Origin of the sequence: Streptomyces sp. ICBB 8177 (assembly GCF_003144095.1) — a bacterium.
GTDB lineage: Bacteria > Actinomycetota > Actinomycetes > Streptomycetales > Streptomycetaceae > Streptantibioticus_D.
The window spans coordinates 1,183,234-1,197,981 of record NZ_NSKH01000023.1; the positions used below are offsets into that span (position 1 = coordinate 1,183,234).

Here is a 14,748-nt window from a genome sequence, read left to right on the forward strand (position 1 = left end):
CCCGGAGTCCGTGCCCGAAGAGGCAGGAGGACCCGGTGGCCACCCCCGAGGAAACCGACGCGATGCGGCGCGCGATCGCGCTCGCCGCCCGCGGCCTCGGCTCCACCAGCCCCAACCCGGTCGTCGGCTGCGTCGTCCTCGACGCGGCGGGCCGCCTCGCGGGCGAGGGATGGCACCGCAGGGCCGGCGGCCCGCACGCCGAGGTCCACGCGCTGCGCGAGGCGGGCGAGCGGGCCCGCGGCGGCACCGCCGTCGTCACCCTGGAGCCCTGCAACCACACCGGCCGCACCGGGCCCTGCGCCCAGGCGCTCATCGCCGCCGGCATCGCCCGCGTCGTGCACGCCGTCAGCGACCCCGACCCCTGCGCCGCGGGCGGCGCCACCACCCTGCGCGCCGCCGGGATCGACACCGAGAGCGGACTGCTGGAGGCCGAGGCCGCGCGCGGCAACGAGGCATGGCTGACCGCCATCCGCCTCGGCCGACCCTTCGTCCACTGGAAGTACGCCGCGACGCTCGACGGCCGGGTCGCCGCCGCCGACGGCACCAGCCGCTGGATCACCTCCGGCCCGGCCCGCGCCGACGTCCACCGGCTGCGCGCCGAGTCCGACGCCGTGCTCGTCGGCTCCGGCACCCTGCGCGCCGACGACCCGCACCTCGCCGTACGCGGCCTGGACGGCGACGTCACCCAGCCGCTGCGCGTCGTCCTCGACACCCACGCCACCGTCGCCCCCACCGCCCGCGTGCTCGACGACGCCGCGCCCACCCTGGTCGCGGTGGCGGACGACGCCGGCGCGAACCACCTGGAGGGGCGGGCCGAGGTCGTACGGCTGCCGAGGGCGGCGAGCGGACGCGGGCTGGACGTGCCCGCGCTGCTGGCCGCGCTGTACGAACGCGGCGTGCGCTCCGTCCTGCTGGAAGGCGGCCCCACTCTGGCCGGCGCCTTCGTCGCGGCGGACGCCGTCGACAAGGTCACCGGATATCTCGCCCCCGCCCTGCTCGGCGCCGGACCCGCGGTCCTCGCCGACGCCGGAATCACCACCATCGCGCGGGCGTTGCGGCTCGACGTGGCGGAGACCGCCACGCTCGGCCCCGACCTGCGCGTCACCGCGTATCCCCGCCGCACTGAGGAGAACTGAGTGTTCACCGGAATCGTCGAAGAGCTGGGTGAGGTCACCGCCGTCGAGAACCTCGGCGACTCCTGCCGGTTCACCCTGCGCGGCCCGCTGGTGACCGAGGACGCCGAGCACGGCGACTCGATCGCCGTCAACGGGGTCTGCCTGACCGTGGTCGACACCGCCGACGGTGCTTTCACCGCCGACGTGATGGCCGAGACCCTCAAGCGCTCCAGCCTCGGCGCGCTCCAGGTCGGCACCCGCGTCAACCTGGAGCGGCCGATGGCGCTCGGCGGCAGGCTCGGCGGCCACCTCGTCCAGGGCCACGTGGACGGCACCGGCACCGTGCTGGAGCGCGTCCCCGGCGAGCACTGGGAGATCGTCAAGGTCGGCCTGCCGAAGCAGCTTTCGCGGTACGTGGTCGAGAAGGGCTCCATCACGGTCGACGGCATCAGCCTCACCGTCGTGGACGCCGGTGACGACTTCTTCACCGTCAGCCTCATCCCCACCACCCTCGCGCTCACCACCCTCGGCATCAAGCAGCCCGGCGACCCGGTCAACCTGGAGGTCGACGTGCTCGCCAAGTACGTCGAGCGGCTGCTCGGGGACCGCGCGCCCGGCGCCGGAGCGTCCGCCGCGGGGCCGCTCGGGACGGAGGCCGGGCGGTGAGCTCTCTCGCCTCGCTCAACAGCGTCGCGTTCTCCGTCTTCGGCGAACACGTCAAATGGGCCGACATGACCGGCAACCTGCTGGGTCTGGCCGGGCTCGCGCTCGGCTGGCGCCGCGCGCTGTCGGCCTGGCCGGTCCAACTGCTGTCCGGCGCCGTGCTGGTGGTCGCCTACTGGTCGGCTCACCTGACCGGCGGCGTCGGCAAGCAACTGCTTGTCGTGGTGGTCGCCGCCTGGGGCTGGATCCGGTGGCACCGCGGCCGGCGCGAGTCGGGACAGGTCGAGGTGCGCTTCGCCACCTGGCGCGAACGCGGCGGGCTGGTCGGCGGCACCGCGGTCGGCACCCTCGCGGTCGTCGGCCTGTTCACGCTCTTCCCCTCGCTGTCGTGGAATCCCTGGCCGGACGCGTACATCTTCGTCGGCACGCTCGCCGCGATGGTCGCCATGGCCCGCGGCTGGGTCGAGTTCTGGTTCGCCTGGCTCGCCGTCGACCTGGTCGGCGTACCGCTCGCCTGGGACAGCGACCTGAAGTTCTCCGCCCTGGTCTACGTCATCTACTTCGTCCTGGTCCTGCTCGGCCTGCGTGCCTGGTGGCTGCGGACCCGAACCTCCCGCCCCGACGCGGGAGCCCTGGAAGGAGCGCCGGCATGACGACCGCGCCGACCTGGTACGACCCCGAGGACCCGCGAGGCGAGGGCACCCCGCTGCTCGACTCCGTGCAGCAGGCCGTCGCCGACATCGCCGCCGGACGTCCGGTCGTCGTGGTGGACGACGAGAACCGGGAGAACGAGGGCGACCTGATCTTCGCCGCCGAACTCGCCACCCCCGAACTGGTCGCCTTCATGATGACCGAGTGCCGCGGCCTGATCTGCGCCCCGATGGAGGCCGACGCGCTGGAGCGGCTGGAGTTGCCGCAGATGGTCGCCCGCAACACCGAGTCGATGACCACCGCCTTCACCGTCAGTGTCGACGCCGCCCCCGCGCGCGGCACCAGCACCGGCATCTCCGCCGCCGACCGCGCGCTCACCCTGCGGATGCTCGCCGACCCGGGCAGCGCCCCCGGCGACTTCGTGCGCCCCGGCCACGTCTTCCCGCTGCGCGCCCGCCCCGGTGGCGTCCTCACCCGCAACGGGCACACCGAGGCCGGCGTCGACCTCGCCCGGCTCGCCGGACTGCGCCCGGCCGCCGCGATCTGCGAGATCGCCAACGAGGACGGCACCATGGCGCGGCTGCCCGAACTCGTCCCGTTCGCCCGCAAGCACGGACTGACGATCATCTCCATCGAGGACCTGATCGCCTACCGCGAGACCAGCGAGCCGACGGTGCGCCGCGAGGCCGTCACCCGGCTGCCCACCGCCTTCGGCGACTTCCGCGCCTACGGCTACCGCAGCACGGTGGACGGCGTCGAGCACATCGCGCTCGCCACCGGGGACATCGGCGACGGCGAGGACGTGCTGGTGCGGGTGCACTCCGAATGCCTGACCGGCGACGTCTTCGGCTCGCTGCGCTGCGACTGCGGTCCGCAGTTGCAGGCGTCGCTGGAACGCGTGGCCGCCGAGGGGCGCGGCGTGGTGATCTACCTGCGCGGGCACGAGGGCCGCGGCATCGGCCTGCTGCACAAGCTGCGCGCCTACGAACTCCAGGAGCGCGGACGCGACACGCTCGACGCCAACCTGGAACTCGGCCTGCCCGCCGACTCGCGCGACTACGGCGCGGGGGCGCGCATCCTCGCCGACCTCGGGGTGCGCTCCGTGCGGCTGATGACCAACAACCCCGACAAGGTGGACGCCCTGGTCCGGCACGGCCTGCGGGTGCACGGGCGCGAGCCGATGCCGGTCCAGGCCGGCGAGCACAACCTGCGTTACCTGCGCACCAAGCGGGACCGCATGGGCCACGACCTGCCCTGGCTGGACGGCGGCCCCACGGGGGCCTGCGGCAACCAGTGACCGGTACGACAGACTGCACCGACCACCACCTGTACCAACGCGAAGCACCGACGACAGCACACAAGCACCGAGGAGAGATGTGAGCGGTAAGGGCGCCCCCGAGTTGACCGTGAAGAGCTGCAGTGACCTGCGGGTCGCGGTGATCGCCGCGCAGTGGCACCAGCAGGTCATGGACGGCCTGGTCGACGGCGCGCTGCGGGCGCTGCGCGAACTGGGCATCGACGAGCCGACCCTGCTGCGGGTGCCGGGCAGCTTCGAACTGCCCGTCGTCGCCAAGGCGCTGGCCTCCCGGGGCTACGAGGCCATCGTCGCCCTGGGCGTCGTCATCCGCGGCGGCACCCCGCACTTCGACTACGTCTGCCAGGGCGTGACCGCGGGCCTCACCCAGGTCTCGGTGGACACCGGGGTGCCCGTCGGCTTCGGCGTGCTGACCTGCGACACCGAGGCGCAGGCGCTGGAGCGCGCCGGGCTGCCCGGCTCGTCGGAGGACAAGGGCCACGAGGCGGTCACCGCGGCGCTCGCCACGGCGGCGATCCTGCGGTCCGTCTCCGAGCCCTGGCGCTGAGCGCGGCGGTCCGAGCACGTAGAGTAGGACCACCATGGCGAACAAGACATTCGAGCAGCTCTTCGCCGAGCTGAAGGACAAGGCCGCCTCGGGCGACCCCGCCACCTCCCGCACCGCGGAGCTGGTGGGCAAGGGCGTCCATGCCATCGGCAAGAAGGTGGTCGAGGAGGCCGCCGAGGTGTGGATGGCCGCCGAGTACGAGGGCGCCGACGCCACCGCCGAGGAGATCTCCCAACTCCTGTACCACGTTCAGGTGATGATGGTCGCCCGGGGAATCTCCCTCGACGACGTATACGCTCACCTGTGACCATCCGTAGTGCGTCCGCACGTTCCGTGATCAACGAGTCGTAAAGGAAACCGCTCCATGCTGCGCATCGCCGTCCCCAACAAGGGTTCACTGTCCGAGCCTGCGTCGGCGATGCTGCATGAGGCCGGCTACCGGCAGCGCAAGGACCGCCGGGAACTGGTCCTGGTCGACGCCGACAACCAGGTGGAGTTCTTCTTCCTGCGCCCCAGGGACATCGCCGTCTACGTCGGCTCCGGCCGCCTCGACATCGGCATCACCGGCCGCGACCTGCTGCTGGACTCCGGGGCGCAGGCGGAGGAGATCCTCCAACTGGGCTTCGCCGCCTCCACGTTCCGCTACGCCACCCGGCCCGGCACGGCCACCGGCGTCAAGGAGTTCGGCGGCATGACGATCGCCACCTCCTTCGCCGGACTCGTGGAGAAGCACCTCGCCGACAACGGGGTGGACGCCTCCGTGGTCCACCTCGACGGCGCTGTCGAGACCGCGATCCAGCTCGGCGTCGCCGAGGTCATCGCGGACGTCGTGGAGACCGGCACCACCCTGCGCAACGCGGGCCTGGAGATCATCGGCGAACCGATCCTGGAGTCCGAGGCGGTCGTCATCCGCCGCGTCGGCGCGCCGCAGGACGAGCCCAAGGTCCAGCAGTTCCTGCGCCGCATGCAGGGCGTCCTGGTCGCCCGGCGCTACGTGATGATGGACTACGACATCCGCGCCGAGAAGGTCGAGACGGCCGTGGCGCTCACCCCGGGCCTGGAGTCGCCCACCATCTCCCCGCTGCACCACGAGGGCTGGGTGGCCGTGCGCTCCATGGTCCCGGCCCGCGAGGCCCAGCGGATCATGGACGACCTCTACGAGCTGGGCGCCCGCGCCATCCTGACCACCGGCATCCACGCCTGCCGCCTGTGACCGCGGGCGGCCCCGGCACGACGCCCGGGCTGCCACCGGGCCGCGCCCGCCCCGTTCCACCCGCCCCCCGAACTCCTGCGAAGCGCCCACCATGACCTCCGCCGCGTCCCGTACCGGGAAGACCGCCGACATGCCCGCACCCGACGAACCGACCGGACTGCCGGTCACCTTCCGCCCGGTGCGCACCCGGGTGGTGCTGCTCACGGTGGGCAGCGTCATGCTGGTCACCTTCGCCACCGTGGCCCTGGCCATGCCCGCGCCCTGGGCCGCGGCGGACCGGGCCACCATGATCGGCACCGGGCTGATCATCTTCGCCGTACTGGCGCTGCTCAGCCGTCCGAAAGTGGTCGCCACCCAGGAAGGCCTCACGGTGGTCAACCTCACCACCGTGCGCCGACTGGCGTGGGCCGAGGTGCTGCGCGTCAACCTGCGGGCCGGCGATCCGTGGGTCTACCTCGACCTCGCCGACGGCACCAGCCTGGCGGTGATGGGCATCCAGCCCGGCATCGCCCGGCAGCGGGCGGTCACCGACGCGCGCAGGCTGCGCGAACTCGCCGACGCGCTGGGCACCGGTCCTGCGGACGCCGTGTAAGCGGTCCACTACCGCCGGTGGAACCCGGCGCGGCGACGGCCCGTCGTGACTCCCGCCGCGGGGCGTGGCTTGACTACTCTGGAAGGGCGAGGCGCCGGTGCGCCCGCCCCCGCTGTGTACGAGCCGCGCCGCCGCGCGCGGCTCGCGGGGAACCGGAACGATCCGAGGAGTGACACTTTTCCGGCGATGGACGAATCGTCCTGTAGTACCTGCGCCGCCCCTGACCGAAGCGCCCGGCGCGCGGTGGTGGCGGCATGAGTTCCCTTCTGCTGCTCGGTGCGGCACTCCTGCTCATCCTGGCCAACGGCTTCTTCGTCGCCGCCGAGTTCGGCCTGGTGACTGTCGACCGGCCGGAGGCCGAACGGGCCGCCGCGGCCGGTGACCGCCGGGCCCGCGGCGTCGTGGCCGCCCTGCGCCAGTTGTCCTTCCAGCTCTCCGGCTCACAGCTGGGCATCACCATCACCTCGCTGGTGGTCGGCATGCTCGCCGAGCCGGCCCTCTCCCACCTGCTGGCCGGCCCGCTCACCGCCATCGGCCTGGGTGAGGCCGCGTCCGGCGTCGCCGTGGTGCTCGGCATGGTGCTGGCCTCCAGCGTGCAGATGGTCATCGGTGAGCTGGTGCCCAAGAACTGGGCGGTCTCCCGGCCGCTGGCGGTCGCCCGCATGGTGGCCGGACCGCAGCGCGCCTTCAGCCGCCTGTTCCGCCCGATCATCGAACTGCTCAACGCCTCCGCCAACCGCCTGGTCCGCGCGCTGGGCGTGGAGCCCACCGACGAACTGGCCTCCGCCCGCACCCCCGGCGAGCTGGTCTCGCTGGCCCGGCACTCCGCCCTGGCCGGAGCCATCGAGCAGGACACCGCGGACCTGTTCGTGCGCACCGCGGGCCTGGGCGAGCTGACCGCACAGTCGGTGATGACCGCCCGCGTCAAGGTCAGCGCCCTGGAGGACACCACCACCGCGGCCGACGTGCTCAACCTGACCCGGGCCACCGGACTGTCGCGCTTCCCGGTCTACCGTGAGCGGCTGGACGAAGTGGTCGGCATGGTCCACCTCAAGGACGCGCTGTCGGTGCCCAAGCACCTGCGCGATCGCACCCCGGTGGGCCGGATCGCGGTGGCGCCGCTGCTGGTCCCCGAGACGCTGCCGGTGCAGCCGCTGCTTGAGCAGCTGCGCAGCGAGCAGCCGATCGCCGTGGTCGTGGACGAGTACGGCGGCACCGCCGGCGTGGTCACCCTGGAGGACATCGTCGAGGAACTCGTCGGCGAGGTCCGAGACGAGCACGACGACGCCGACGCCGACACGCCGGAACTTCTCCAGGCGCCGGCGCAGGACGGCCGGCCGGCGTGGGACGCCGACGGCGGCTGCCGCACCGACGTCCTGGCCAGGATCGGCCTGGACGCGCCGGAGGGCCCGTACGAGACGGTGGCCGGGCTCGTCGCCGACCTGCTCGGGCGCATCCCGCAGGCCGGTGACGTCACCGAGCTGCCCGGCTGGCGGATAGAGGTGCTGGAGGTCGGCCACCACCGGGCCGAACGCATCCGGCTGACGCGCCGGGGCGCGGGGCGCGAGGAGCGGTCATGACGAGTGTCCTGCAACTGTTCTTCGCGGCGCTGCTGGTCCTCGGCAACGGCTTCTTCGTCGGCGCCGAGTTCGCCATGGTCTCGGTGCGCCGCAGCCAGATCGAACCGCTCGCGGTGAGCCAGCGCCGGGCCCGCACCGTGCTGCACGGCCTGGAGAACCTGCCGCGGATGATGGCCGCCGCGCAGTTCGGCGTGACCGTCTGCTCGCTGACCCTCGGTGCCGTCGCCGAGCCGACCGTCTCCCGCCTGCTGGAGCCGGTCTTCTCCGCGCTGCACGTGCCCGGCGAGCTGGTGCACCCGATCGGCTACGTCGTCGCGCTCGCCGTGGTGATCTTCTTCCACCTGGTGGTCGGCGAGCTGGTGCCGAAGAACCTCGCGATGGCCTCCCCGGAGAAGGCGGCGCTGTGGCTGGGCCCGGGCCTGGTCGGCTGCGCCCGTATCTTCCGGCCGGTCATCGTGGTGCTGAGCGCCTGCGCCCGGCTGGTGCTGCGGCTCTTCCGGGTCGAGCCCAAGGACGAGATCGAGGCCGTCTACACCAGCGAGCAGCTCACCTACCTGGTGGAGGACTCCGGCCAGGCGGGCCTGCTCGACCCGGCCGCTCAGGAGCGCCTGTCCGACGCGCTGGAGCTGGGCAGCCGCCCGGTCACCGACGTGCTGCTGCGCCCCGGCGAGCTGGTCACCGTCGGCCCCGAGGTCACCCCGCACCAGGTCGAGGAGCTGACGGTCTCCACCGGCTACTCCCGCTTCCCGGTCGCGGGCCCCGACGGGGGCTTCCTGGGCTACCTGCACGTCAAGGACGTCCTGGAACCGGCCGAGAACGACGAGGGCGACCGGCCGGTGCCGCGCAGGCTGTGGCGGCCGATGACGACGCTACGGGCCGAACTGCCGCTGGACGACGCGCTCACCGCGATGCGCCGGGCCGCCTCCCACCTGGCGGCGGTCGCCGACGCGGACGGCGGGGTGCTGGGCCTGGTCGCGCTGGAGGACGTGCTGGAGATGCTGGTCGGGGAGGTGCGCGACCCCGCTCACCGGGACGCCGCGGGCCATGCCGCGCCGGGCCCCCGCTCCGGCACCCAGTCGCGGGCGCTGGCGGGCTGACCGGCGCCGGCGACCGGGACGGACCGGGGCGGCCGTCACTGCGGCGGCTGCCCCGGCCCGCGGCCCGACAGCACCTCGCCGTAGGCCTGCATCAGGTCGGCCAGGCGCAGGGTGGCCAGGTCCTCCCGGGTCGGGGTGCCGGTGTACGCCGACAGCCGCAGGTCGCGGTAGGCGCAGCTCTTCTCGTACAGCGTCCGCAGGAAGCGGCCGTTGCCGAGTTCGTCTATCCACTCCTGGGCGACGACGTGACCGCTGATGCTGCGCAGCTCCTCCAGCGCCTCCTCGTCCCAGTGGTCGCCGCCGTCGGCGGCCAGCACCTCGCCGATGCGGGTCAGCTCCAACGGCCGGTAGCTGGGGAAGTCCACCCGGGTGGTGAACCGCGAGCCGAGGCCGGGGTTGGCCGCCAGCAGCCGGTCCATGCCCTCGGGATACCCGGCGAGAATCACCACCAGGCGGTCCCGGTTGTCCTCGGCGCGCTTGAGCAGCACCTGCAACGCCTCGTCGCCGTACGCGTCGCCCTTGCCGTAGCCGGAGTTGGACAGGCTGTAGGCCTCGTCGACGAAGAGCACCCCGCCCAGCGCCGAGTCGATCAGCTCGTTGGCCTTCACCGCGGTCTGGCCCAGGAACTCGCCGACCAGATCGGCGCGTTGGGCCTCCACCAGGTGGTCGCCGCCGAGCAGCCCGAGCGCGTAGAAGACCCGGCCGAGTATGCGGGCGACCGTGGTCTTGCCGGTGCCGGACGGGCCGGAGAAGACGAAGTGCCGCTTCGGCGGCTGTACCGGAAGACCCTGGCCGGCCCGCAACCGGGCCATCCTCAGCTGCGCCGACAACGCCTTGACCTGCCGCTTCACCGGCTCAAGCCCCACCATCCGCTCCAGCTCGGCCAGTGCGTCGGCCAGCAGCGCGGGATCTGCGGCGCCCAGCGGCACGCCCTGCGGCGCGACGGGGAAGACCGGCAGCAGGGCCTTGCGCCGCGCCCCGGCGTCGTCCACCGGCGCCGAGCCGGTCACCGGGCCGCCCGCGCCGCCCGCCGCCGCGTCCCCGCCCTCGCCCGCCGCCTCGCCGGGCCCGCCTGCGTCGCCGGGGGAGTCGTAGGGCGCTCCCGAGTCGGCGTCCGGCTGGCCGTCCGGGGCGGTCTGCCCGTAGCCGGGCAGGGAGATCGCGGCCAGGTCCCCCGACTCGTGCAGCCCGTCCTCGGCCTCCGTGATGGCGGCCAGCCGCGCGGCGGTGTCCATGAACGCCGGGTCCACCCGGTGCACCGCCCGGTACAGCGGCAGGGCGGCCGCGGTGCGCCCGGTCCCCTCGTAGGCGCGCGCCAGCCAGTAGCGCAGCTCCTTGCGCTGCGGCTGCTCGCTGCGGCAGCGCATCAGCGCGGTGGCCAGCAGCGGCTCCGCCTGCCCGCACATCTCCAGCCTGACCCGGGCCATCCCACCGAACAGCCCCGCCTCTATGCCCAGCACCGGGTCCTCGAGCAGCGGTTCCGCGTGGCGTATCAGCTGCTCCCAGTCCTTGACCAGGTAGGCACGACACGCGTGCAGGAAACGCACCTGCGGATCGGTGTCCACCGGGGGGCAGTCGGCCAGCGCCCGGTCCAGATCGGCCACGTGCCGGCCGTCCAGCCAGTGGGAGGCGTGCGCCAGCAGCAGGTCACGCTGCGTCTCCAGCACCGGCTGCACCCACCAGCCCAGCCAGTACCAGGAGTTGAGGGAGCGCAGATAGCGGCGCCGCTGCTCGCCGAAGCGGTCCCGGTGCCGGTACATGCGCAGCAGCGCCGTCGAGGTGTCGGCCCGCAGCGCGTGCAGCCCGAGCCAGGCGTCGGCCATGCCCGGGTCCAGCCGCACCGCAGCCCGGAACTCCTCCTCCGCCTGCGCGTACGCGCCGACCGTGTAGGCGTCCACGCCGCGCAGCCACGCCAGATCGGCGGGGGCGCCGGAGCCCGCCCCGCCCTGCGGGGGTACCGCCTCAGTGCCGAAGTCCATCAGGTCCCCCACTACCGTGCCCCCCGTGGCCTGCCGCCGCCTCCCGGCCGGGGCCGAACAGCGGCTCCCGGTACGGAAGTTGGCGCCGGAGCGACCGCCGTGACCGACCGGCCGTACTCCCTTGGGCATCGTACCTGCGGTGTTGGCGCCTGGGAGGGGGAGACGCACCGCCCGGCGGCGGAACGGGCCAGGAACCGGCCTCGGCACCGGCTTCCGCGACGTCGTGACGGAGGGTGAGGGCCACGGGGGGCGTTATCCGGCGAAACGGACAGTCCGCCTGCCCCGGAACAGGACGAAGCCCCCGGTCACGGGGGAACAACCGGGGGCTTCGTGCTCGGGGCGATCCATGACGGACCGCGCATTGAGAACGTAAGTCCTGTACGCCCCCCAGGTCAAGCCACGTTGAGCCACTGGCCGGGAGTGGATCGTGTCCGACGTCGCACCGGCTGCGCGCCGTCACGGTACGTGAGGCGCCGGGCGGCTCAGTGCCGGCCCAGCGGCCCCGGGAGCACCAGGTGACCATCGGGTACCTGCCGCACCACGTCGTCGGCGAAGGGGCGTGTCGGATCGGCCGCGAAGTGTTCGGTCTCCGCCCGCATCCAGCCGTCCCAGAACTCCCGCAGCGCCGGACCGTCACGGTGCCGGCCGCGCGCCCAGGCGGGCTCGGGGGCCATCTCCATCCACAGGATCCGGGCCAGGAACGGCCGGAGGGCGGCCCGCCCGGCCCCCACGCCCTCGATGACCACCACCGGGGAGCACGGCACCGCGCGGCCGGGGCCGAAGCGGCGCGCCGTCCAGTCGTACACCGGGCAGACGCCGTCCGCGCCGCGCGACAGCGGCTCCAGCACTCGCTCGCGCAGCGACCGCGTCCAGCCGAACGGCTCGTCGTGGGTGGCGAGGTCGTCGAGGTGGACCACCGGAGCACCGCCGAGCGCGCCGGACAGCCGTTCGGCGAACGTGGACTTACCCGAGCCCGCGTGCCCGTCGACGGCGACCAGCCGCACCGGGCCGCAGGACGGGGCGAGGGCGCGCAGCCGGGCGGCGTAGGCGGGCAGGGGGGTGGGCGCCTCGGAGGCGGCGTCCTTCGTGGTCCGGTCCATCGCGCCCCAGCCTACGGCGCCGGCACACGGTTCCGGCCACCGCCCGGTGCCTGCGCGGTGCCCCGCCCGCACGACGTCGTCCCTGCGCGTCGTCGTCTTCGCGTCGTCGTCCCTGTGCGTCGCGGCGTCTCGTGCGTGCCCGGCGTCCGCCGCGGCGCGTGGCGTCTAACGTGATCGTCGTGACTGACACCCAGGGCTCGCCAGCCGCCACCGATCTCTACCCCGCCGACCGGATCGAGCGGGCCCGCCGGGCCACCGCCGAAGCCGGGATCGACGCGCTGCTCGTCTCACCCGGAGCCGACCTGCGCTACCTGACCGGATACCACGCCCATCCGCTGGAGCGCCTGACCTGCCTGGTGATCCCGGCCGGGAGCGACCCGCTGCTCGTGGTGCCGGCGCTGGAGAAGCCCGCGGCCGAGGCCTCCCCGGTCGGCGGGCTCGACCTGGAGGTCATCGGCTGGGCGGAGACCGACGACCCGTACGCGGTGGTCGCCGAGCGGCTGCCGAGGAACGTGAAGCGGATCGCGGTCGACAACCACATGTGGGCCGAGAAGCTGCTGGCCTTCCGGGCCGCCATGCCGGGCGCCGAACAGTCTCTCGCCGGTGAGGTGCTGCGGGAGTTGCGGATGCGCAAGAGCCCCGCCGAGGTGGAGGCCCTGCGGCGGGCCGGTGCGGCGATCGACCGGGTGCACCGCAGGATCGGCGAGTGGCTGAAGCCCGGCCGCACCGAACGCGACGTGGCCCGCGACATCGCCGACGCCATCCTCCAGGCGGGCCACGCCACCTGCGACTTCGTCATCGTCGGCTCTGGCCCCAACGGCGCCAGCCCGCACCACGAGGTCTCCGACCGGGTGATCCGCCCGGGCGACCCGGTGGTGGTCGACATCGGCGGCACCACCCCGGAGGGGTACTGCTCGGACTCCACCCGCACCTACGCGGTCGGCGAGCCGAACTCCGACTTCCGCGAGCTGTACGCCGTACTGCAACGGGCCCAGCAGGCGCAGACCGAGGCGGTACGGCCCGGGATCACCGCGCAGGAACTGGACGCGGTCGGCCGCGACATCATCGAGGACGCGGGCTTCGGCGACCACTTCATCCACCGCACCGGCCACGGCATCGGCCTGGAGACGCACGAGGAGCCGTACATCGTGGCGGGCAGCGACCTCGCGCTGGAACCCGGCATGGCCTTCTCCATCGAGCCGGGCATCTACCTGCCCGGCAGGTTCGGCGCCCGCATCGAGGACATCGCGGTCTGCACGGCCGACGGCGGCGAACGGCTCAACGTCACCGGGCGCGACCTGGTGGTGCTGCCCGGCTGAGCCATGCCAGTGGTCTGCGCCAATGAACATCGCCGGGCCGCGTGGGAACGGTTCCGAACGGCGGGCGCAGGGTCGATAGTTGCCGGAAGGCGGCGTGTCGGCCGCGTGACGACGACGAAGGAGACGGGGCCCAGCCATGACGAGACCCGCGCCACGCCGCACCGTACTGGCCGCCGCCTTCGCCACCGCCGCGACCGCCGCCGTGGCCGTCCCGGCACGGGCGGCGGCTTCCGACCGGGCGGCGGCGGCCGGTCCCGGCCGGGGGGCGATCGCGCCCGGGACCGCGGGGGAGGGGGCTGCCGTGGACTACCACGCCTGGACCTCGTACACCGACTGGCGCTGCGGCGCCGGGCGCGGGACGACCGTGCGCGCCGGTGCCCGCCCCGGTGTCGCCGTCGACCGCCCGGCCGGGACGACCTCGTACACCGATCCGCACACCGGCACCACCGCCGAGTGGGAGTACGCGGTGTGGACCTCGCCGGAACACCGGCTGCCGCACCCGGCCACCGAACTCGTCGCGTCCTGGAACGCGGACGCCCCGGCCGGCACCTGGATCCAGGTCGAGCTGGGTGGCACCTACAGCGACGGCACCGCGACCCCCTGGTACGTGATGGGGCGCTGGGCGGCGGGCGACGGCGACATCAAGCGCACCTCCGTGGACGGCCAGGACGACGGACGCAGCGGCATCTCCACCGACACCTTCGCCATCGACAAGCCCGCGAGCGGCCTGCGGCTGGCCGCGTACCGGCTGCGCCTGACGCTGTACCGCAAGCCCGGCACCCGGCTCACCCCGGTGGTGTGGCGGCTCGGCGCGATGGCCTCCGACGTCCCCGACCGCTTCACCGTCCCGGCGTCCACCCCGCGGCTGGCGCTCGGCAGGCAACTGCCGGTGCCGTGCTACTCGCAGGACATCCACAAGGGCCAGTACCCGCAGTACGACAACGGCGGCGAGGCGTGGTGCAGCCCGACCTCCTCGCAGATGGCGCTGGAGTACTGGGACCGCAAGCCCACCCCGGCAGGCCTCGCCTGGGTCGACCCGTCCTACGCCGACCCCCAGGTCGACCAGGCCGCCCGCCACACCTACGACTACCAGTACCAGGGCTGCGGCAACTGGCCGTTCAACGCGGCCTACGCGGCGAGCTACCGCGACATGAACGCCGTCATCACCCGGCTGCGCTCCCTGAACGACGTGGAACGGCTGATCGCCGCCGGCATCCCGGTGATAACGTCCCAGTCCTTCCTGGCCTCGGAACTCGACGGCTCCGGCTACAGCACCGCCGGCCACCTGATGTGCGTCGTGGGATTCACGAAGACCGGCGACGTGGTGGTCAACGATCCGGCCAGCCCCGACGACGCGGCGGTCCGCCACGTCTACCAGAGGCGGCAGTTCGAGAACATCTGGCTGCGCACGAAGCGGTATCTGGCGAACGGCCAGGTGGGAAGCGGGTCGGGCGGGGTGGTGTACGTGTACTGGCCCACCGACCCCTCCCCGGCCCGGCGCGAGGCGCTGCGGGACGTGGGGATCTGCTGACGCCGCCGTTCCGCGTCAGGTGACCGCGGCGGTCCGCCCGCCAGGG

At 73.5% G+C, this 14,748-nt stretch carries 14 protein-coding genes; 12 read left to right on the forward strand and 2 right to left on the reverse strand.

What is annotated here, in order from left to right:
- Positions 1–35: 35 nt before the first annotated feature.
- The 10 genes from ribD (at position 36) to CK485_RS25710 (ending at position 8,773) form a co-directional block, all read left to right on the forward strand.
- Entirely contained in the window at positions 36–1,136 is a 1,101-nt protein-coding gene (ribD, locus tag CK485_RS25665; RefSeq protein ID WP_109454194.1) for a bifunctional diaminohydroxyphosphoribosylaminopyrimidine deaminase/5-amino-6-(5-phosphoribosylamino)uracil reductase RibD, read from the forward strand.
- Positions 1,137–1,781, forward strand: coding sequence for a riboflavin synthase (locus CK485_RS25670; RefSeq protein WP_109454195.1), 645 nt, complete (start codon positions 1,137–1,139; stop codon positions 1,779–1,781).
- Positions 1,778–2,431, forward strand: a complete 654-nt coding sequence (locus tag CK485_RS25675) for a nicotinamide mononucleotide transporter family protein (RefSeq protein WP_109454196.1) — start codon at positions 1,778–1,780, stop codon at positions 2,429–2,431. Before CK485_RS25670 ends, CK485_RS25675 begins: the two co-directional genes overlap by 4 nt.
- A complete protein-coding gene (locus CK485_RS25680) occupies positions 2,428–3,726 on the forward strand; it encodes a bifunctional 3,4-dihydroxy-2-butanone-4-phosphate synthase/GTP cyclohydrolase II (RefSeq protein ID WP_109454197.1) in 1,299 nt (432 codons plus the stop codon). Before CK485_RS25675 ends, CK485_RS25680 begins: the two co-directional genes overlap by 4 nt.
- Before the next feature lie 79 nt (positions 3,727–3,805).
- Complete coding sequence (ribH, locus tag CK485_RS25685; RefSeq protein ID WP_109454198.1) at positions 3,806–4,291, forward strand: 6,7-dimethyl-8-ribityllumazine synthase; 486 nt, start codon at positions 3,806–3,808, stop codon at positions 4,289–4,291.
- A 34-nt stretch (positions 4,292–4,325) separates the two neighbouring features.
- Complete coding sequence (locus tag CK485_RS25690) at positions 4,326–4,598, forward strand: phosphoribosyl-ATP diphosphatase (RefSeq protein ID WP_109454199.1); 273 nt, start codon at positions 4,326–4,328, stop codon at positions 4,596–4,598.
- A gap of 57 nt (positions 4,599–4,655) precedes the next feature.
- Positions 4,656–5,504, forward strand: coding sequence for an ATP phosphoribosyltransferase (hisG, locus tag CK485_RS25695; RefSeq protein ID WP_109454200.1), 849 nt, complete (start codon positions 4,656–4,658; stop codon positions 5,502–5,504).
- 130 nt (positions 5,505–5,634) lie between these two features.
- Positions 5,635–6,096, forward strand: coding sequence for a PH domain-containing protein (locus CK485_RS25700; RefSeq protein ID WP_109454423.1), 462 nt, complete (start codon positions 5,635–5,637; stop codon positions 6,094–6,096).
- Between the two features lie 254 nt (positions 6,097–6,350).
- On the forward strand, positions 6,351–7,676 hold the full coding sequence (locus tag CK485_RS25705; RefSeq protein WP_109454201.1) for a hemolysin family protein: 1,326 nt from the start codon (positions 6,351–6,353) through the stop codon (positions 7,674–7,676).
- Positions 7,673–8,773, forward strand: a complete 1,101-nt coding sequence (locus CK485_RS25710; protein WP_109454202.1) for a hemolysin family protein — start codon at positions 7,673–7,675, stop codon at positions 8,771–8,773. Before CK485_RS25705 ends, CK485_RS25710 begins: the two co-directional genes overlap by 4 nt.
- A gap of 35 nt (positions 8,774–8,808) precedes the next feature.
- Here CK485_RS25710 and CK485_RS25715 read toward each other — a convergent pair whose 3' ends face one another.
- Both CK485_RS25715 and CK485_RS25720 read right to left on the reverse strand, forming a co-directional pair.
- The gene (locus CK485_RS25715) at positions 8,809–10,752 is read right to left on the reverse strand and encodes an AAA family ATPase (RefSeq protein WP_109454424.1); all 1,944 of its coding nucleotides are present in this window, start codon (positions 10,750–10,752) and stop codon (positions 8,809–8,811) included.
- A gap of 482 nt (positions 10,753–11,234) precedes the next feature.
- A complete protein-coding gene (locus tag CK485_RS25720; protein ID WP_109454203.1) occupies positions 11,235–11,852 on the reverse strand; it encodes a hypothetical protein in 618 nt (205 codons plus the stop codon).
- A 170-nt stretch (positions 11,853–12,022) separates the two neighbouring features.
- Here CK485_RS25720 and CK485_RS25725 point away from each other — a divergent pair, with 170 nt between their 5' ends.
- Positions 12,023–13,171, forward strand: a complete 1,149-nt coding sequence (locus CK485_RS25725; protein WP_109454204.1) for a Xaa-Pro peptidase family protein — start codon at positions 12,023–12,025, stop codon at positions 13,169–13,171.
- 136 nt (positions 13,172–13,307) lie between these two features.
- A complete protein-coding gene (locus CK485_RS25730; RefSeq protein ID WP_109454205.1) occupies positions 13,308–14,702 on the forward strand; it encodes a C39 family peptidase in 1,395 nt (464 codons plus the stop codon).
- The last annotated feature ends 46 nt before the right edge of the window (positions 14,703–14,748 follow it).